Below are 19529 nucleotides of genomic sequence, written 5' to 3' on the forward strand. Positions count from 1 at the left end.
GGGGCAAGCTAGTTGAGGCGCTTAAAAGCGCGTTGTATTTCTTCGAGCGAATAGCGTAACAGAATTGGACGGCCATGGGGGCAGGTCATCGGGTACTGAGTTTGGGCGAGCTGGGCGAGGAGCCATTCCATCTTGGATAATTCCAGTCTCATGTTGATTTTGATAGCGGCGTGGCAGGCGATGGTGGCGGCGATGCGCGTGCGGACGGCCTCGAGAGTAAGGCCGCGTTCGTGCGGGGCCGCGACTTCGAGGATTTCGCGCAGCAGCCGCTCGACTTGCTCGCCGGCGACGCCGGCGGGGGCGGCTTTGACGGCCACCGTATTGCGGCCGAAGGGTTCGGCCTCAAAACCGGAGGCGGTCAGCTCGGCGGCGACTTCGGCAAACGCGAGGGCACGGCCGGGTTCGAGCTCGACGACGAGGGGCATCAACAGGCGCTGGGAGTCGATTGCCCCGGAAAGGCGGGCGGCGCTGATCTGCTCGAACAGGACGCGCTCGTGGGCGACATGCTGATCGATCAGCCAGAGGCCACTGGGGCCTTCGGCCACGATGAAGCTGTCGCGGATTTGGCCCAGCGGGCGGAGATGAAACAGCTCGTCGGAGTCCGGCGCGGCGCTGACCGCCTGCGCTTCGCGCAACCCGCAGCCCAGGCCAACCTCGGGAACCAGCGCGGCCGCAGGCAGGGGTGCAGGGCGCGCGGCAAAATTCTCCGGGCGCGGAGCGAGCGGCAGATTTTGTTCGTGCGGCGTGGGCGGAGCTTCCGTGAGGCCGAATTCGGCAGGCAAGTCGGCAATCGAGATGCCGAGCGCGGGGTCGACACCCTGAGACATGGGAACGGGTCGCGCCGTTACCCAGGCGGGGCCGGCGGACGGACGGGCGGTGCGTTCGTGCAGAAAGGACGGCACCGGGCGCGCTGCGGCGATGGCGTTGCGGATGGCGTCACGGACGGCGTCGTGGATGAAACTCGGGTGGTGAAAGCGGACTTCGGTTTTGGCGGGATGAACGTTGACGTCGACCTCGCCGAAGGGCAGGTCGAGGAAGAGCAGAGCCGCGGGAAAAACGTTCGCGGGCAGCAGATTGTAATAAGCCGCGGAAAGGGCGTGCTGCAGCAGCCGGTCGCGCACCAGACGGCGGTTGACGAAGATGTAGATGGAGTTGCGGTTGAGCTTGTGAATTTCCGGCCGGGAGGCGAAGCCGAAAATGCCTATCGCGCGGTTCTCTTCTCCGGCTTGTTCACGGAACTCGACCGACGCGTGCACGAGTTCTTCGCCCAGCACTTGCTGGAGGCGTTCGGCGTGGCTGGCCACCGGCGGGGCGCTGAGGAGAACCCGGTGCGGAGTTTCGAGATGGAAGCGCACCTCCGGATAGGCGAGGGCGTAGTTGGTGACGAGGGTGGTGATGTGGCCGAGCTCGGTGGTTTCGGACTTGAGGAATTTCTTCCGGGCGGGAATGTTGGCGAACAGGTTGGCAACCGTGATGGCAGTGCCCGGCGGCAGGCCGGCCGGTTCGACCGCTTTGATCTTGCCGGCGACCACGCGCACGCGCGTGCCTTCGCGCGCGCCGGCCTCGGCGGTCTCCAGGGTGAAATGCGAGACCGAGGCGATGGCGGGCAGGGCTTCGCCGCGGAAACCGAGCGTTGCGATGGCGCTCAGGGATTCCGCATCGGTGAGTTTGCTGGTGGCGTGCCGCTCGAGCGCCAGTACGGCGTCATCGCGCGACATGCCGCAGCCGTCGTCGCTGACGCGGATGCTGGCACAGCCGCCTGCCACCACGTCCAGCCGCAGCGAACGTGCGCCGGCGTCGAGCGCGTTTTCCAGAAGCTCTTTGACCACCGAAGCCGGGCGCTCGACCACCTCGCCGGCGGCGATCTTGTTGGCGATCGCATCCGGCAAGACTCGGATCATGGCAGGCGCAGTCCGAGTTCTTTCAGTTGCTTGGGATCGACTTCTGTAGGCGCATCCGTCATCAAGTCCACCGCGCGGGCGGTTTTGGGGAAGGCGATGACTTCCCGGATGGAGCTGGCGCCGGCCAGCAGCATGACCAGCCGGTCGAGTCCCAGGGCGATGCCGCCATGCGGCGGCGTGCCGTACTGCAGCGCATCGAGGAAGAAGCCGAATCGCTGGCGGGCCTCCTCGTCGCTCATGCCCAGGAGGCGGAAAATTTGCGCCTGCACTGCGGCGCGATGGATGCGGATGCTGCCCGAGCCGAGCTCGATGCCATTGAGCACCACGTCGTACGCCTGGGCGCGGGCAGCCCCGGGGTCCGAGTCGAGCAGAGCGACATCCTCCTCGAGCGGCGAAGTAAAGGGATGATGGGAGGCGTTCCAGCGGTTTTCTTCCGTGTCCCATTCGAACATGGGGAACGCGGTCACCCAGAGAAAGCGGAAATCGTCAGGGTCGAGGAGCTTGTGCTTTTCGGCGAAGCGCTGGCCGAGCGCGAGACGCAGGGCGCCGGCTTGGGTTTGCAGGCTGTGCAAGGGCGCGCCTTCGGCGGCGGCGACCAGCACGATCAGGTCGGCTTCGACGGCGCCGAGGGATTGGCGGACGGCGCTGGCCGCAGCGGCGTAGGCCTTTTCGATGCGGGCGAAGTCTTCAAACAGCCGCACCGGGCGGCCTTCGGCCAGAGGCCGGAGTTCGTCGCGCTCGCGGCGGGAAAGTGGGCCGACGTTGGGAACGCGGATGGCAAGCAGCGGCAGACCTTCCGGGAGTTTGAGCTGGGCGCGGTCAGCGTCGGTGAAATGCTGCGCGACATCAACCATGGGCGGCAGGCGGAGGTCGGGCTTGTCGCTGCCGTACTGCGCCATGGCTTCGTGCCAGCTCATGCGCGGGAACGGCAGGCTGATGCTTTTACCGGCAACCGCGCAGGCATCGCGCAGCATGTGCTCGACGATGCTGAACAAGGTCTCGAGGTCGGGGAAGCTCATCTCGACGTCGATCTGGGTGAACTCGGGCTGGCGGTCGGCGCGCAGGTCTTCGTCGCGGAAGCAGCGCACGATCTGAAAGTAACGGTCGGCGCCGCCGATCATGAGCAGTTGCTTGAAGAGCTGCGGCGATTGCGGCAGCGCGTAAAACGTACCGGGCTTGATACGGCTGGGCACGAGGTAGTCGCGGGCGCCTTCCGGGGTGCTGCGCGTAAGGAAAGGCGTTTCGACTTCGAGAAAACCATGGGCGTCGAAGGCTTTGCGGATAGCCTTGCTGACTTCGTGACGCAGGCGGAGGTTGGCCTGCATGGCGGGATGCCGGAGATCGAGATAGCGATATTTCAGCCGCGCTTCTTCGCTCACCGCTTCCGCCGATTCCTCGGTGAGCGGAAATGGCGGCGTGCGGGATTCGTTCAGCAGGATGAGATCGGTCGCGGCAACCTCGACTTCACCGGTCGCCAGCGCCGGATTGGCGGTATCGGGACTGCGGCGGACAACCTCGCCCACGATGGTAATCACAAACTCGGAGCGGAGATCGGAGGCCCGTGCGTGCAGCACGGCGTCTTTTTCCTGATTAAAGACGACCTGGCAGATGCCGGCGCGATCACGCAAATCGAGAAAGAGCAGTGCGCCCAGGTCGCGGCGGCGATGCACCCAGCCCTGGAGCACCACCTCGCGGCCCACGTGCTCGGGTCGAAGGTCACCGCAATAGAGGGATCGTTGCATGGGATACAAGTTCACAGTTTACAGTTCACAGTTGGGGAGGGGGTGGGTACGATTGGCGCTCGCGGATTTCAACGCTGCCCAGATGGGCGAGCACCCAAGTCAGGATGAGTTGCGGCACCAGGTAGAAGAAATAGAACATGGACACCAGGGCAAGAATCACCCACCAGAGCCAGCGCAGCGGCGGCAGGCGCATGTCGGCGCGGTTCGAAACGAACGCCCAGCGCGGGCGGCGGATGAGAAAGCTAAAGCGCCAGTTGAGGAAAAACAGGGCGACGGCGCCGACCAGGTTGATGATTTCCAGCAGCAACTGCTGCTGGGGCGTGAGTGGGTTCAGGCTGCCGGCGCGCTTGAGAGCTTCGGAGAAGGTTTGGGCATGCGGCTGGGCAAAGACCTGCGGTTCCATGCTGGCAAATACGATCAGCATGGTGGCCAGGATGACGGCCCACACGACGAGGGTGCCGATGATGTAGCTGCGGCGCTCGATGCGGAGGTGTTCGAGGGAGTCAGGCTCGGGCTTAGCGGGCGGCATCGGCCCCTTTCAGCCGTGCCAGCAGCGCAGGCTCGTCGAGGGCAGTTTGGTCGCCGCTAGCCAGATCTTTGAGCTGCCAGCGGCCGGAGGCGACTTCGTCGGCGCCTGCAATGATGACGTAAGGCGCGCCAAGCTTGCTGGCGAGGTCGAGGGACTTGCCGAGTTTGCGTCCGGGCGTGGTGAGGTCCAGTCGTAGACCGGCGCGGCGGAGATGGTCGGCGAGGAGCAACGAGGGGGCGAGTTGTTCGGGAGCAAGCGGAATGATGAGGGCTGCCAGGGGCTGCGGACCTGCGATCGGAACCGGAGCGCCGGACGCCACCGCTTCCTGCATCGCCATCACGAAGCGGTCCTCGCCCAGGGCGAAGCCAATGGCTCCGCCGGCGCTAGCCGGCGCGCCCAGGGACTGCGCCAGGCCGTTGTAGCGCCCTCCGCCGAGGAGGGCATTCTGGGACCCGAGAGCACCGTGCAGAAATTCGAACGCCGTGGAGGTGTAGTAATCGAGACCGCGCACCAGGCGCGCGTCGAGGCGGTAGGCGATGCCGGCGGCGTCAAGCAAACGGCGCAGCTCGGTGAAGTGGCTGCGGCACTTGTCGTCGAGGAATTCCTGGATGACCGGCAGCGCGGCGATGATGGGCTGGTCGGCAGGAACTTTGCAGTCCAGCACCCGCAGCGGGTTGGTCTGGGCACGCCGCTGGCAGTCAGCACACATCTGCGGCAGTTTTTCAGCCAGCGCGGCGCGGAGGGCGGCATGATAGGCCGGACGGTCGTCGGGGCAGCCCACCGAGTTGAGCACCAGTTCGGCGCCGCGGATGCCGCAGCGCTCCAGCAGGCGGCGGAGCATGGCGATCAACTCGAAGTCGATCCAGGGTTCGTCGCCGCCGAGCACTTCCGCACCCACCTGATAGAACTGGCGGTAGCGGCCTTTCTGCGGACGTTCGCGCCGGAACATCGGCCCCATGTAATAGAGCTTGGTCAGGCCGGGCCGCTCCCACAGACGGTGCTCGACGTAGGCGCGCACCGTCGAGGCGGTGGCTTCGGGGCGGAGCGTAAGCTGGGCGCCGTCGCGGTCCGCGAAGCTGTACATCTCCTTGCCGACGATGTCGGTCTCTTCGCCCACCGCGCGGCGGAAGAGCTCGTCGGGTTCGAGAATGGGAGTGCGGATTTCGTCGAAGTTGTAAAGCGCGAAGACTTCGCGCACCGCCGCTTCGAGCCGCTGAAACCAGACGGTCTCGGCGGGCAGCAGGTCGCGCATTCCTTTGATGGCGTGAACGGGCATGGCTCAGGGCAACTGCAGGTACTGGTTCTTGTACTCCACGTAATTCGCGGCGTGGGTGGCGATCATGACCCGATCGGCGTCGCTCGCGCTGCGGTGCAGGCGCGCGGGCGAGCCCATGAAGACGCTGCCCGGTGGAACCTGACTTTTCTCGGGTACGAGCGAGCCGGCGGCGATGATCGAGCCGCGACCGATGCGGGCGCCATTCATGATGATGGCGCCGATGCCGATAAGGCAGTCATCCTCGATCACGCAGCCGTGGAGGCAGACAGCGTGCGCAACGCTGACGCGGTCGCCGATGGTGACGGAAAACTTCGCTTTGTAGCCGTGGACCACGGCGTTGTCCTGAATGTTGGAGTCTTTGCCGATGCGGATGGCGTTGACGTCGCCACGCACGACGGCATGGAACCAGATGCTGGAGTTCTCTCCCACCACGACATCGCCAATCACCTGGGCGCTATCCTCAATAAAGGCGCTGGACGCGATTTTGGGGTGATGGCCTTGGAAACTCTTCAACATAAACGCGGGGAAAAATAAGGTTACCATGCGCACCCCTGAGCAGTGGCGGGAGTTGGCGCTCGAGATCGGCCGAGATCTCGGCTTTGACCTGGTGGGCGTGGCAAGCGCGGAGCCATCGGCACGGCTGGCGATGTTTCCGGATTGGGTCGATGCTGGCATGGCGGGAGAAATGGGCTATCTGGCGCGTCGCAGCGAAGACGGCCACTACGTGCGCGAGCGGATTACCGCGGTGTGGCCGTGGGCGCGATCGGTGTTGTGCGCGGCGGTGGTGTACAACGCCGAGGCGCCGCGGTCGACCGAGTTTGCCGCCAGCCGCGAGCGGGGGTGGATCTCGCGCTATGCGTGGGGCGAGGATTATCACCTCACCCTGCGCGACAAGCTGGAGGACTGGAGGCAGCGGCTGGCGGCCGAAGCGGGCGAGGAGCAATTCCATGCCACGGTGGACACGGCGCCGATCGTGGAGCGCGAGGTCGCCTGGCGGGCGGGGCTCGGATGGCAGGGGAAGAATACCTGTTTGATTCACCCGAAAAAAGGCTCCTATATGTTTTTGGGGACGTTGGTGACCTCGATTGCGATGGCAGCAGAGGAGGCCCCGGTGCCGGACCGGTGCGGGTCCTGCACCCGTTGCCTGGAGGCGTGCCCGACAGGCGCGCTGACCGCGTACAAGATGGATGCGAGCCGCTGCCTGGCCTATCTCAACATTGAGCTGCGAGGCGCGATTCCGGAGCATTTCCGGGAGCCAATGGGAAACAACGTGCTGGGTTGTGATATTTGCCAGGACGTTTGTCCCTGGAACCGCCGGGCGGCGACGACCACAGCGCCGGAATTTCAACCCAGGCCGGGGCTGGTCGCGCCCCGGCTGGCGGAGTTGGGAGCGATGAGCGAAGAGGATTACCGCGAGCGGTTCCGTCATTCGGCGGTAAAACGGGCGAAGTTTGCCGGCCTGCAAAGAAATATTGCCGTCGCCATGGGCAATAGTGGCAACCCGGAGTTCCTGCTGCAGCTTCAAAGTTGGGAGGCGGGGGCCGACGCGGTGCTGGCCGAGCACGCGCGTTGGGCGCTGGCAAGAATAGGTGAGGCAAGAATCGAGGCACAAACTGAAAGCTAAGATACTTCTGTACGCGGCAGCGTTGATCGTTACAGGACTTGCGCTGGCAGCGTTCGAGACAGTGCCACACGGAGGCACGAACATGGATTTTCGGCTGACCTCATCTGCGTTTACGAGCAATCACGATATACCGGCGGAGCACAGTTGCGATGGGGCGGGAACTTCGCCGGCGCTGCGCTGGGAAGGAACGCCAAGCGGTACGCGCAGCCTGGCGCTGATTGTGCATGATCCGGATGCGCCGTCGGGAGACTTCGTGCATTGGCTGCTCTGGGATTTGCCGCCGGCGATTACTGAGCTGCCATCCGGCGAATATCAGGATGCGAAGTTTCCGCTCGGAGGCCTCGAGGGGCAGAACAGCTTCGGGAATGTGGGCTTTGGCGCGCCCTGTCCGCCGCCAGGGCCGGCACATCATTACATCTTTACCTTGTACGCGCTAAGCGTCGCGCACCTCGGGTTGGCAGCCGGATCCAACCGCGAGACACTGGAAAGGGCGATGCAGGGCAAGGTGCTGAGCCAGGCGGAGCTGGTGGGACTGTATAAGCGGCAGTGACACATCACCGTGGGCTATGATGGGGCGTGGCCTCTGCATTGGAAGCGCGTGCGCGATCGTTGTTGGCGGGTGCCGGAATTGAACTGAACGGACCGGGCACCAGCGACATTACCGTGCATAACCCAGGCTTTTATGGGCGTGTACTGCGGCACGGCTCGCTCGGGCTGGGCGAGTCATATATGGACAGCTGGTGGGACTGCCCCAATCTCGACGAGCTTTTTTGCCGGATCTTTGCCGCCAAGCTCGACCGGATGTCCAGCAGGAACCTTCGCGGCATGGCGCTGCTGCTGGTTTCGGCGCTGTCCAATCAGCAGAAAACGAAAGCCAGGTCCTCTCAGGTGGCGCTGCGCCATTACGACGTCGGCAACGATCTATTTGAGGCGATGCTGGACCGTCGCATGGTGTATACCACCGGGCTCTGGGAACATGCGGCGGATTTGAACGAGGCTCAGGAAGCCAAGCTGGATTTTGTGTGCCGGAAGCTGGAGCTGGCCCCGGGGATGCGGGTGCTGGACATTGGCTGCGGCTGGGGGAGTTTTGCGAAGTTTGCGGCAGAGAAATATGGCGCGCGCGTGGATGGAGTGACGCTGTCAAAGGAGCAGGCGGCGCTGGGGCAGGCGCAGTGTGCAGGATTGCCGGTGAAACTGCAGGTCGAGGACTACCGCGAGGTTTCGGAACGCTATGATCGGGTAGTCTCGCTGGGGATGTTCGAACACGTGGGGTACAAGAATTACCGGCGCTATTTTGCGACCGCGCAGCGCTGCCTGGCGCCGGGCGGAAAGATGTACCTGGCGACGATTGGCTCCAACCATACCGTCCATTCGACCGATCCCTGGATCGAGCGGTATATTTTCCCCAACTCCCACCTGCCCTCGATTCAGCAGATTGGCGCGGCCATCGAAGACCGCTTCGCCCTGGTGGAATGGCAAAACTGGGCGAGCGACTACGACCGCACGCTGATGGCCTGGTACACAAATTTTGCCGCGCAATGGCAGCGCTGGGCCGAGCGCTACAGCGACCGCTTCTGCCGCATGTGGAAGTTCTACCTGCTCTCCAGCGCCGCCGCCTTCCGCTCCAAGCACCTCCAGGTCTGGCAAATTCTGCTGGAGGCAATTTAGTATTCAGTTGTCAGCAATCAGTTTTCAGTTCCCATGACGCGGACGCTGAGTGGCCGTCTAAATCCTAATACACTTGCTGGCATAGGCCGGCAATTTTGCGCCAGGGCACGTCGGGCTCGCGGCTCGTCGACCGTTCGGAGAGCTGTTTGACCGCTTCGCCGATGATCTCTAGCTTACGCACGACTGCGTCCTGGCGCATACGGTCTCTGAGCAGGCTGCGCTCGGTTACGACATCGACGCGCCGTCCGAGCAAGTCTTCGAGATCCTGGCCGAGACCGACCAAGTCGAGTAGCGACCGGCCCGGTTCCATGTCTACGAGCAGGTCGAGGTCGCTGTCGCCCCGGGCCTCGCCTCGCGCCTCGGACCCAAACACACGGACGTTGTGTGCGCCGTAGCTGGCAGCGATCCGCAGTATGGTTGGTCGATTTGCTTCCACACCGGGCGTCATAAGGGCAGTTTATCTCGGGCCGCCTACGTTCGAGCCAGGAACTGGCCGTTGGTTGCCTTCAGGTAACGCCCGTCGTTGAAGAAGATGAGTTCACCGGACCTGCTGATCTGTGTATAAACTCGATTTTGGCCGATCCAGCCGACATTTGTGGAATGAGCCGCTGTTTGCTGGATGTACGCGTTCAGGTCGGGATTGTTTGTGATCCCGAGCGCGAACTCGCGCGCAAGATCGAAATCGTCTGAGTGCCGCTCTGTGAAGTACTGCCAAGTGCGGGATAGGGTAAGCCACTGTAGGCGCCCTCTTGAGGACCAGCGTTCCCAAAGGGCCGCTGGTGCGTTCAACTCGCTCGATGGCGTTTCGAGGGATTTCTACGTTCTGCATGCTCGACCTGCGCTCGAGGCGTACCCACGAGGGCGATACCTCCTCAACCGCTGCCGCGACCCAACCAGCCAACTACGGTGCCCGAACGACCGGCGCTTCCAACCAAGCTCGATCTGTTTGTGTTTGCTTTCCCAAATTCCTTCAGCATTGCAATGCAGAGTTTGTTGAAGGTAAGCGAGGTCAAGCAGTTCTCCCGCGCGGCGGTAATCGAAAGGGTCCAGGCAGCCCTGGTTGTGAGCTTACCCGATTTTCGAGTCACTGGCGGCTGCGTTGGCTGCAACCTTGCGCCGGTGATCAGTCTTTGGCGCGCTGGTATTGGACCGGCCAGGGGATGTCGTGGCCGAGGGAGCGGGCGGCGTGGAGGGGCCAGTAGGGGTGGCGGAGGAGTTCGCGGGCGAGGACGACGGTGTCGGCCTGGCCGGAGCGGATGATGTGGTCGGCTTGGGCGGGGCTGGTGATGAAGCCGACGGCGGCGGTGGGCATGGGCGCCTCGCGGCGGATGCGGGCGGCGAAGGCGGTCTGGTAGCCGGGGCCGGCGGAGATTTTGACGTGGGGGATAATGCCGCCGGAGCTGCAGTCGAGCATATCGACACCGAGGGGCGCGATGCGCGCAGCGAGAGCGACCGAGTCGGCGTCGGTCCAACCCGCGTCGAGCCAATCGGTTGCCGAAATGCGAACCCAGAGGGGGAGTGAAGCGGGCCAGACGGCGCGGATGGCTTCGATGATTTCGCAGAGCAGGCGCATCCGGTTGTCGCGGCTGCCGCCGTAGGCGTCGCTGCGGTGATTGCTGAGAGGCGAGAGGAATTCGTGGATGAGGTAGCCGTGGGCGGCGTGGATCTCGACGACCTGGAATCCGGCGGCCAGGGCGCGGCGGGCGGCCGCCGTGAAGGCTTCGACGGTTTGAGCGATTTCAGGCAGCGTCAGCTCGTGCGGCGTCTGGTAGCCGTCGGCGAAGGGGATGGCGCTGGGGCCGACGACAGGCCAGCCGCCATCGGCGAGCGGGACGGGCTTGTTCCCTTTCCACGGCGAGGGGGTTGAAGCCTTGCGGCCGGCGTGGGCGAGCTGGATGCCGCAGACGGCGCTGTGGGACCGGACCAGCGCGGCAATGCGGCGGAGTTCGGGGATGTGTTCGTCTTTCCAGATACCGAGATCGTCGGGGCTGATGCGGCCTTCGGCGGTGACGGCGGTGGCCTCGGTGAAAACCACCGCGGCGCCGCCGAGGGCGCGCGTTGTCAGGTGCACGAGGTGCCAGTCGTTCGCGAAGCCGTCCGTGCTGGAGTACTGGCACATGGGGGAGACGACGATGCGGTTGCGGAGAGTGAGGCTGCGCTGTTCGAGGGGAGAAAACAGATGAGACACGGCCATGCTTTATTCTCCCGCAGCCTCGGGCAGATCCGTCATGCCGACAGGGACGTGGTAGCGCCGGGTGCGTGGTAGGATGCCGGCGAGACCGAGGGCGACGAGGATGGCGGTGACCGCGGCGAAGACCACGAGGCGGGCCCAGAGGAGCTGCGCGGGAGAGAAGCCCATGGCCGGGCCGAGACGCCACATCGCCCAGGCGGCAAGCTGCGAAACAATGGCGGTCCAGACGCCGATGTAGAACCAGGCGCGCTCGGCGCCTTCGTTGCGGACGGTGCTGCGGGCGCGGGGCAGACAGTTGAGTGCGGCGACGAGGACGATGAGCACGGCGATCAGGTCATAGGGCCAGCCGTAGAGCTGTTGGATGATCCAGCGGCCGGAGACGGAGGCGACGATGAGCCCGATGAGGTTGAGCAGCCAGGGCGCGATGATGGCGATCCAGGCGGCGGTGTAGCAGGCGATGCGATAGCCGAGGTTGGGCCAGTCGAGGCCGTAATGAGTGATGTAGGGGCGGGGTTCGGCGCCGGGCAGACGGCCCACCGCGCCGCGCCAGATGCAGACGGCAGCAACGAGGGCGAGCCAGATCCAGTGGCGGAGGCTGAAGCCGTGGGCGTAGAGCGCGGCGGTGAGCATGCCGGGCAGGGTGAAGAAGACGTAAATCCAGATGGGAACATGCAACACCCGGTAGTAGCCCTTGTTGCGCGTGCGCGCGACCGCCGCCTTCATGACTCTCTAGCATACGCGACGCCTCCGCCATTGGCCGGTGGCAGAGCGCCATTCGCCGATTGGGGGTCGCGCGCGGGCGCGAGTGGCAACGATGCTCGGGGGCATGGACGAACAAACAGTTTGGCCGGCCGGTGCTTTTGAGAATACGTTTCGGGCGCATTACCGGAACCTGGTACGGCTGGTCACGCCGGTGGCGGGCGAGACGGCGCAGGCGGAGGAAGTGGCGGCGGATGCGTTGTGGAAGCTGTACCAGCATCCGGAGCTGCTGGCGCCGGGCAACAGCGTCGGCGGCTGGCTCTACCGGACGGCAATGCGGATGGCGATTGACCGGCGGCGGAGCCGGCAGCGGCGCGAGCGCGTGGTGCAGGGGCTGGAGAAAGAACCGGCGCGGCGCGCGGAGAATCCGCTGGCAGCGCTGGAGCGCCGGGAGCGGGTGGCGCGGGTGCGGCGGGTGCTGGGACGGTTGCGGCCGGCGCAGGCGCGGATGCTGCTACTGCGGCATGAAGGCGCGCCCTACCGGGAAGTGGCGGCGGCGGCCGGGGTGCGGCCGGCCTCGGTGGGCACGCTGCTGAGGCGGGCCGAAGCGGCCTTCTCCAAACAATTTGATTTTCAACTTATTTGAAGTACAATGGAAGGGAAAGGACGGGCCATGCGCAGGAAAGCGGTCATCGGAGTTCTGCTTGCGGCGCTGGTAGCGGCGGGATTGTACTTCGTTCTGCGGCCGCGCCAGCAGGTACTGACGCTCACCGGCACGGTGGATGGCAACGAGGTGGTGGTGGGTTCGCAGATCACGGCGACCATCGTGAAGATGGACGTGCAGGACGGCGAGGCGGTGCAGGCCGGGCAATTACTCGCCACCCTGAGCCGGAACGTGCAGACGGCGGATGTGGCCGCGGCGGCGCAGGCGATTCAGCAGGCGCAGGCCAATGCGCGACAATCGGCGGCGCAGACCGCGATGCTGGCGGCGACGCTGCCGGCAAAGCTGGCGCAGGTGGAAGCGCAACAGCAGCAGGCGCAGGCGCAACTGGCGCAGGCCAAAGCGCAAGCGGCCTCGGCGGCGGCGGCGTGGAAGAACGCCCACGCGACCTACCAGCGCGTAGCGCCGCTGACGGCACAAGGAGTGAGCAGCCAGCAGGAGTTGGATAACGCCACCGCGGCGCTGGACACGGCGCAGGCGGGCCGGGTTTCGGCGCAGGCGGCGGTGACGGCGGCGGCGCGGGCGGCGGCGGCGGCGCAGGCGGCGGTGGCCGACGCGAAAGCGCAATTGCAGCAGGTAAAGGTGCAGCGGCAGCAGACGGCGGCGCTCGAAGCAAGCGCGCGGCAGGCGCAGGCGGCACGGGCGGCGGCACAGGCGCAGTTGGGCTTTACGCAAATCGTGGCGCCGGTGGATGGTGTCATCACGCTGCGGGCGGCGCGCGAGGGCGAGGTGGTGGTGCCGGGCGCACCGATTGTGACTATTTTTCAGTTGAGTGACACCTGGGTGGACGCGGATGTCGCCGAGACCTATGCGCCCGGCGTGCGGCTGGGGCAAGTGCTGACCGTGCGGCTGCCCTCGGGGCGGGAGGTGAAGGGGCCGGTAATCTACAAGGCGGTCGAGGCGGACTTCGCCACGCAACGGGATGTGAGCCGGACCAAGCGCGACATCAAGACGGTGGCGATCCGGGTGAAGGTCGATAACCCGCAAGGCGAGCTGCCGCTGGGGATGACGGCGTGGGTGATGTTGCCGGTCCAGGGGTCAGGGGCCAGGGGTCAGGGGTCAGCGGGGGGCATCCGTGGAAACTAGCGCGGCCATTGAGGTTCAGGGGCTGACGAAGCGGTTTGGGGCACTGGAGGCGGTCAAAGGGGTTAGCTTTGACGTGCAGCAGGGCGAGATCTTTGGGCTGCTGGGGCCCAATGGCGCGGGCAAATCGACGCTGATCCGGATGCTGACGACGCTGATTCCGCCGTCGGCGGGGAGCGCGCGGGTGGCGGGACACGATGTGGCCAGCGAACCGGATGCGGTGCGGGTGCGGATTGGCGTGATTCCGCAGAACATGACCAGCGACCCGGACCTGACCTGCGCGGAGAATCTGTCGATTCATGCGCGCCTGTATGGGCTGCCGCGGGCGCAGCGCCAGAAGGTGACGGCGGAGCTGTTGGAGGCGGTGGGTCTGGCGGACCGGGCTCAGGCGTTTGCCAAGACGCTGTCGGGCGGGATGCGGCGGCGGCTGGAGATTGCGCGCGGGCTGGTGCATGCGCCCGAGATTCTGTTTCTGGACGAGCCGACCACCGGGCTGGACCCGGTGTCCCGGTTTTCGGTGTGGGAGATGATCGCGCACCTGCGCGACTCACGCGGGTTGACGATGTTCATGACGACGCACTATATGGATGAAGCCGATAAACTGTGTGACCGCATCGGAATTGTGGACCACGGGCAACTGGTGGCGTTGGACACGCCGGTGGCGCTGAAGACGGCGGTGCCGGGGACGAGCCGGATTGAGACGCGCTTTGTCCCGGATTTGGCGGGTGGGAAGGCGGCGCTGGAGGCGTTACCGCTGGTGGAGCGGGTGGAGGCGGTGGGCGCGGGGATGTACCGGATCGCCAGCGATCAGGGTCCGGCGGCGGCGGAAGCGATTATGGATCTGGCGCGGCAGCAGCACGTGGAATTAAGCAGTCTGACCGTGCAATCGACGACGCTCGATGACGTGTTTGTGCATTTCACCGGCCACGGGTTACAGGAGGGGGCACATTGAATTTCAACCGCGCCATGGCGATCGTGGAGCGCGACTTGCGCAAGTTCCGGCGCAGCCCGATGCTGATTCTGATGGCGGTGGTGCTGCCGCTGCTGCAGTTGATCATTCTGGGGCATGCCTTTGGCGGCAACATCCGGAATGTGCCGCTGGGAGTGGTCAACCTCGATCACGGGCCGGCGGCGGTGACGGTGGAACAGAAGCTGCGGGCGGTCGCGGCGAACGAGAAGACGTTTTTGCCGCAAGGATACGCCGACCAGGGTGCGGCCGTGGAGGCGCTGCGGGACGGCAAGCTGGGGGCGGTGCTGATCATCCCGCGGCATTACTCGCGCGATGTGCAGATCAAGCAGGACCCGCAGTTGGCGCTGATTACCGACAACACCGACCGGGCCCAGGCGGGCGGCGTGGAGGCCACCCTGTCGGAACTGGTCAGCAATCTCAACGCACCGGTAGTGGCCTCGCGCGATCCGGGCAAGGTGCAGCTCGATACGGTTGAGGTTTATCCCTACACCGATTACATGAAATACCTGCTGCCGGGGCTGGTGGTGCTGGCGATATTCGTTTCGGCGATGATCGGCGGCGGCATTATCTACATGGACGACAAATCGCGGGGCCTGCACGAAGGCTACCTGGTGACGCCGATTACCAAAGCGGAGCTGATCCTGGGCTTTAATTTGTCGGGCACGATCAAGGGGATTCTGGCGGGAATGGTGACGCTGGTAGTGGGGGCGATGCTGGCGGGCGTGCCGGATCTGTTTCTGCCCTCGCGGCTCGTGGGGCTGGCGGTGGTAACGGCGCTGACCGCGATTGCGCTGATCGCGATGATGTTTTTCCTGATGGCGCGGATGAGCGATCCGCTGGTGCCGCGGGCGATGTTCGGAGTGCTGAACACGCTGCTGTTTTTCCCCAGCGGCGCGGTGTACCCGATCGCCGGGTTTCCGGAGTGGCTGCGGGCGATTGCCCAGGTCGATCCGTTCTACTATGCGGTGCATGCCTATCGCAGCCTGCTGCTGAAGCAGGGTGGGCTGATGGCGATTGGGCGCGATCTGTGGGTGCTGGCGCTGATTGGGGCGCTGATGATGTTTGGGGCGACGAAGCTGTTTCAACGGACGCTGTGATGCAGGCGACGGCAGGACTGTTTTCGAACTGGCAGTTTTTCGGGCATTTGCGGCAGCGCCTGGTCGCGGCGCTGGCGCCGATTGGGGTGCAGCCGCGGGATTTTTTGCTGTTGTCGATTGTGCGCGAGCAGGCGAGGTCGCAGCGCGAGCTGGCCGCGGTGTGTGCGCTGGACCCGAGTTCGATGGTGCCCGTGGTGGATGCGCTCGAGCAGCGCGGCTGGATCGAGCGGCGGCGCGACCCGCACGATCGCCGGGTGCATTTGATTACGCTATCGACGGAGGGCAAGCGAGTGCATACGCGCGCGCTGCGGCTGGCGCAGAAAATGGAAGCGGCGCAAATGCAAAGACTCAGTGAAACTGAGAGGGTGCAGTTGGCGGAACTTCTGAGAAAATTGGTGAATGGGTGAGAAGAAGTGGTCAGTGGTCAGTGGTCAGTGGTCAGTTTTTTCGAGGCACAGGAGGGGGCTGGGACGATCGCTGGGGGTACTGTGTCTGATGGCGTGTCTGGGGGTGGCGCTGCGCGCCGACACGCTGATCTTTAAAAACGGCGATGAGCTGACGGGAACGCTGGTGCGGGCGGATGCGAAGGGGTGCGTGTTTGCCAGCAAGATGGCGAGTGACGTGACCGCGCCGTGGGACAACATCCGCGAGCTGCGCACAACCACCACATTTGTCGTGGTCACCAAGGGTGGCGAGGTGTATCGGGGCACGCTGCTGGTGGAAAACGACAGCCTGGTGGTGTCGAGCGCGACGGCGCCACCGGCGTTTCTGGGCGCGCCGGACGTGCTCATGGTGGTGGATCCAAAGACGTACACCAAAGAAGTGCTGGCGCATCCGCGCCTGTGGCAGAGCTGGCGAGGGCAGATTGTTGGCGGCTTCAGCCAGGTGAGCGCAACGCAATCGTCTACCAGCTACACGACGCAGCTCGATTTGCAGCGGCCGGTGCCGAAACTGAGCTGGCTGGAGCAGAGGTCGAATACGCTGCTGCACTTTAACGGCACCTACGGCAAGTTGTCGCAGCCGCACACGCCGACCGTGCGGACCAGCATTTTCACAGCGGGGCTGGAGCAGGACCAGGACATCAGCAAGCGATTGTTTCTGTTTGCCAACACACGGTTCGACCACAATGACGCGCAGGGCCTACAGTTGCAGCAGGCCTATGGCGGCGGGATCGGCTGGAAAGTGAAGACGACGTCCGACACGCAGCTCGCGCTACGCGCCGACCTGCACTGGACGCGGCAACGCTTTTTGAGCACGGTTAACAACAATTTTCTGGCCTCCAGCGTGACCGAGACCCTGCGGCAGATGCTGCACAAGGTGATCTGGACGCAGAGCATCAGCATCACGCCCAGCATCACGCATGGGGTGGCCTACCAGATGTCGGGGATAAGCGCCTGGGCGATGCCGGTGTATCACAGCCTGAGTCTGAACTTTACCGTCGTGGATGCTTACCTCAACAACCCACAGCCGGGATTCTTGAAGAACTCGCTGCAGTACAGCACGGGCTTGCAAATCAACCTGCACTGACCAGGGGCCAGGGATCAGGGGCCAGGGGTCAGAGATTTTCGGAACCTTTTGGGGGCGGGGCGGTATAAGCAGGCATGCGGGATTTGATCTACGCCTGGCGGGGGCTGCGGCGGGCGCCAGGGTTTGCCGCGGTGGCGATCATTACGCTGGCGCTGGGGATTGGCGTCAACACCGTCATCTTCAGTATTGCGGCGCCGATGCTCCTGGAGGCGCTTCCCTACCCTGCGGCGCAGCGGATTGTCGAGGTCTCGCATAAGGCGCATGGGGAATTTCAGAACGGTTTGAACGGAAGCGAGGCGCTGTATCTGGAGGCGCATCAGCGGACGCTCGCGTCGGTAGCGATTGTGGAGGAGGGCGGCGACTCGAACCTGAGCGGAGCGGGCAACGCCGTACGGGTGAATGCGATCGGGACCACGCACGGGTACTTCGACGTCTGGGGTGTGGAGCCGGTGCGGGGGAGGAATTTTCTAGCAGCGGATGATGAGCCGGGCGGGGCACGCGTCGCGATCCTGAGTTACGGGCTGTGGCAGAAGCAGTTTGGCGGCGATGCGAACGTGCTGGGGCGGACGTTCCGGTTGAACGATACCGTGTACACGGTAATTGGCGTGATGCCGGCGAGCTTTGTCACGCTGACACAGAATCAGATCAATCCCGAGCCGGCGCAGCTTTGGGTGGATATGCAACCGACGGAAGCGTCGCTGGCACCGCAGGGGCCGAACCTGGACGTGATCGGGCGGCTGGCGGCGGGCGTGACGCTGGCACAGGCGCAGGCGAACCTGACGGCACTGAAGCTCAGCTTCCAGCAGACACATCCGCAGGTGGCGCCGAAGATGGACTGGGGCGTGCAAAGCATGCATGACGCGGTGGCCACGGGCAACACGCAAGCGCTGTGGTTGCTGCTGGGGGCGGTGGGGCTGGTGCTGCTGATCGCCTGTGCGAATCTGGCAAATTTGTTGCTGGCGCGGGCGACGGGGCGGACGCGAGAGATGGCGATCCGGGCGGCGATTGGAGCCAACCGCGGCAGGATTGTGCGGCAACTGCTGACCGAAAGCTGTCTGCTGGCAGGGCTGGGCGCTGTGCTGGGCTGTCTGCTGGCGTGGTGGAGCGTTCCGCCGTTGGTGCGGTTGATGCCGGCGGCTTATCTGACGCCTGCGAGCGGGCTGAATGGCACGGTGTTGCTGTTCACCGCGGGCGTCACGGTCGTGGCCGCGATTTTGTTTGGGTTGGCGCCGGCGCTGCATGCCAGCCGGACGGGACTGCAGGCCAGCCTGAAGGATAGCGTGGCGACCTCGGGCGGAGTGGGCGCGGAGCGGGCGCGGGCGGCGCTGATTGTGGGCGAGGTGGCGCTGGCGTTTCTGTTGCTGGCGGGCGCAGGGCTGCTGATCGCGAGTCTCGGGGCGCTGGGGCGGGTAAACCCGGGGTTTAACCTGGGCAACGTGCTGACCGCACAAACCAACCTCACCGGACCGCTCGCGGCGAGCGCTGCCGCCACCACGCGGTACAGCGCAGCGGTCCTGGACAAACTGCGCCGGCTGCCCGGTGTCGCGGGGGCGGCGTCGATTACGGGCGTGCCGCTGACACGCGGTTTGAATGAGACGATTGACGTACCCGGGCATGCGAACGATCCCAGGCGTTATGACGTGGAGTGGCGCGGGATCAGTCCGGGCTATTTCCGGACGCTGCAGATTGCCTTGTTGCGCGGCCGGGACTTCCGTGAGGCCGACACCGGATCGAGCCAGAACGTGGCGATCGTCAGCGCGAACGTGGCGCGGCACTTCTGGCCGCGGGAGACGGGCTTGGGCGAGGTGGTGGACGGAGCGCAAGTGGTCGGCATTGCGGCGGACGTGCATGAAAACGGGGTGGATCAACCCGCCCCGTATACCGTTTATTTTCCGCAGGCGCAGGTGTCGGACAACATGAACAAGCTGGTGAATCACTGGTTTGCGATGGGGTTTGTGATTCACGGGAGTGGCGCGGACCTGGGAGCGCGGGTGCGGGAGGCGTTCGCCAGCGTGAATCCGGACCAGCCGGTGTTTGCGGTGCAGAGCCTGGCGCAACTGAAAGGTACGTCACTCGGTCAGTACAGCTTCATGGGCACGCTGCTGGGAATTTTTGCGGGGCTGGCGCTGATCCTGGGCGGAGTCGGGATTTACGGAGTTTTGGCGTATGCGGTAGCGCAACAGCGGCGCGAGATCGGCATCCGGATGGCCCTGGGCGCCAACCGGGGGCGGATCCTGAGGCAATTTCTGGGCTACGGCATGAAGCTGGCGGCGATCGGGCTGGCGATTGGGGTGGTTGCCTCGCTGTGGTTACTGAAACTGCTCGGCAGCTTCTTGTTTGGCGTCTCCCCGGCCGATCCCTGGGTGCTGGCGGCGGTAGCCCTTGCGCTGCTGGTAATTGCGTGGCTGGCGAGTTTGCGTCCCGCGTGGGCGGCAACCCGGGTCGATCCGCTGCAGGCTCTGCGGCCTGAATAGCCGAGGTACACGCGCAGATGCCGGTTG

The 19529-nt window shown here is 64.8% G+C and carries 18 protein-coding genes; 10 read left to right on the forward strand and 8 right to left on the reverse strand.

The window, feature by feature from the left end:
• Positions 1–8: 8 nt before the first annotated feature.
• Genes mutL through EPN33_00400 form a run of 5 tightly spaced genes read right to left on the reverse strand, consistent with a single transcriptional unit; the run spans position 9 to position 5964 of the window.
• Positions 9–1901 (reverse strand): DNA mismatch repair endonuclease MutL, encoded by a 1893-nt coding sequence (mutL, locus tag EPN33_00380; protein ID TAN24263.1) that lies wholly within the window; start codon positions 1899–1901, stop codon positions 9–11.
• Positions 1898–3643 carry an aspartate--tRNA ligase gene (aspS, locus tag EPN33_00385; protein ID TAN24264.1) on the reverse strand — a complete coding sequence of 582 codons (1746 nt, stop codon included), beginning with the start codon at positions 3641–3643 and terminating at the stop codon, positions 1898–1900. The genes mutL and aspS overlap by 4 nt, the downstream gene beginning before the upstream one ends.
• A gap of 25 nt (positions 3644–3668) precedes the next feature.
• Complete coding sequence (locus tag EPN33_00390) at positions 3669–4172, reverse strand: hypothetical protein (GenBank protein ID TAN24265.1); 504 nt, start codon at positions 4170–4172, stop codon at positions 3669–3671.
• Complete coding sequence (locus EPN33_00395) at positions 4159–5448, reverse strand: histidine--tRNA ligase (GenBank protein ID TAN24266.1); 1290 nt, start codon at positions 5446–5448, stop codon at positions 4159–4161. The genes EPN33_00390 and EPN33_00395 overlap by 14 nt, the downstream gene beginning before the upstream one ends.
• 3 nt (positions 5449–5451) lie before the next feature.
• A complete protein-coding gene (locus EPN33_00400; protein ID TAN24267.1) occupies positions 5452–5964 on the reverse strand; it encodes a gamma carbonic anhydrase family protein in 513 nt (170 codons plus the stop codon).
• Between the two features lie 25 nt (positions 5965–5989).
• On the opposite strand from EPN33_00400, the gene queG reads away from it, so the two are divergent.
• From queG to EPN33_00415, 3 genes are all read left to right on the forward strand, one after another.
• Positions 5990–7072 (forward strand): tRNA epoxyqueuosine(34) reductase QueG, encoded by a 1083-nt coding sequence (gene queG, locus EPN33_00405; GenBank protein ID TAN24268.1) that lies wholly within the window; start codon positions 5990–5992, stop codon positions 7070–7072.
• Positions 7073–7154: 82 nt separating this feature from the next.
• Positions 7155–7622 carry a YbhB/YbcL family Raf kinase inhibitor-like protein gene (locus EPN33_00410; protein ID TAN24269.1) on the forward strand — a complete coding sequence of 156 codons (468 nt, stop codon included), beginning with the start codon at positions 7155–7157 and terminating at the stop codon, positions 7620–7622.
• 38 nt (positions 7623–7660) lie between these two features.
• Positions 7661–8740, forward strand: a complete 1080-nt coding sequence (locus EPN33_00415) for a cyclopropane fatty acyl phospholipid synthase (protein ID TAN24716.1) — start codon at positions 7661–7663, stop codon at positions 8738–8740.
• Positions 8741–8804: 64 nt separating this feature from the next.
• Here the strand turns inward: EPN33_00415 and EPN33_00420 are convergent, their stop codons facing one another.
• The 3 genes from EPN33_00420 to EPN33_00430 form a co-directional block, all read right to left on the reverse strand.
• Positions 8805–9188, reverse strand: coding sequence for a DUF86 domain-containing protein (locus EPN33_00420; protein ID TAN24270.1), 384 nt, complete (start codon positions 9186–9188; stop codon positions 8805–8807).
• Positions 9189–9863: 675 nt separating this feature from the next.
• Positions 9864–10928 (reverse strand): NADH:flavin oxidoreductase/NADH oxidase, encoded by a 1065-nt coding sequence (locus EPN33_00425; protein ID TAN24717.1) that lies wholly within the window; start codon positions 10926–10928, stop codon positions 9864–9866.
• A 9-nt stretch (positions 10929–10937) separates the two neighbouring features.
• A complete protein-coding gene (locus tag EPN33_00430) occupies positions 10938–11654 on the reverse strand; it encodes a hypothetical protein (protein ID TAN24271.1) in 717 nt (238 codons plus the stop codon).
• An 82-nt stretch (positions 11655–11736) separates the two neighbouring features.
• On the opposite strand from EPN33_00430, the gene EPN33_00435 reads away from it, so the two are divergent.
• The 7 genes from EPN33_00435 (at position 11737) to EPN33_00465 (ending at position 19502) form a co-directional block, all read left to right on the forward strand.
• Positions 11737–12276, forward strand: a complete 540-nt coding sequence (locus EPN33_00435; protein TAN24272.1) for an RNA polymerase sigma factor — start codon at positions 11737–11739, stop codon at positions 12274–12276.
• A gap of 6 nt (positions 12277–12282) precedes the next feature.
• Positions 12283–13437 (forward strand): HlyD family efflux transporter periplasmic adaptor subunit, encoded by a 1155-nt coding sequence (locus EPN33_00440; GenBank protein ID TAN24273.1) that lies wholly within the window; start codon positions 12283–12285, stop codon positions 13435–13437.
• On the forward strand, positions 13427–14386 hold the full coding sequence (locus EPN33_00445; GenBank protein ID TAN24274.1) for an ATP-binding cassette domain-containing protein: 960 nt from the start codon (positions 13427–13429) through the stop codon (positions 14384–14386). Before EPN33_00440 ends, EPN33_00445 begins: the two co-directional genes overlap by 11 nt.
• Positions 14387–14400: 14 nt before the next feature.
• Positions 14401–15501, forward strand: a complete 1101-nt coding sequence (locus EPN33_00450) for an ABC transporter permease (protein TAN24718.1) — start codon at positions 14401–14403, stop codon at positions 15499–15501.
• Entirely contained in the window at positions 15501–15908 is a 408-nt protein-coding gene (locus EPN33_00455; GenBank protein ID TAN24275.1) for a MarR family transcriptional regulator, read from the forward strand. The genes EPN33_00450 and EPN33_00455 overlap by 1 nt, the downstream gene beginning before the upstream one ends.
• The gene (locus tag EPN33_00460; protein TAN24276.1) at positions 15901–17028 is read left to right on the forward strand and encodes a DUF481 domain-containing protein; all 1128 of its coding nucleotides are present in this window, start codon (positions 15901–15903) and stop codon (positions 17026–17028) included. The genes EPN33_00455 and EPN33_00460 overlap by 8 nt, the downstream gene beginning before the upstream one ends.
• A 74-nt stretch (positions 17029–17102) precedes the next feature.
• A complete protein-coding gene (locus tag EPN33_00465) occupies positions 17103–19502 on the forward strand; it encodes an ABC transporter permease (protein ID TAN24277.1) in 2400 nt (799 codons plus the stop codon).
• The last annotated feature ends 27 nt before the right edge of the window (positions 19503–19529 follow it).

It is taken from the genome of Acidobacteriota bacterium (genome assembly GCA_004299485.1).
Classification (GTDB): Bacteria; Acidobacteriota; Terriglobia; order Terriglobales; family SCQP01; genus SCQP01.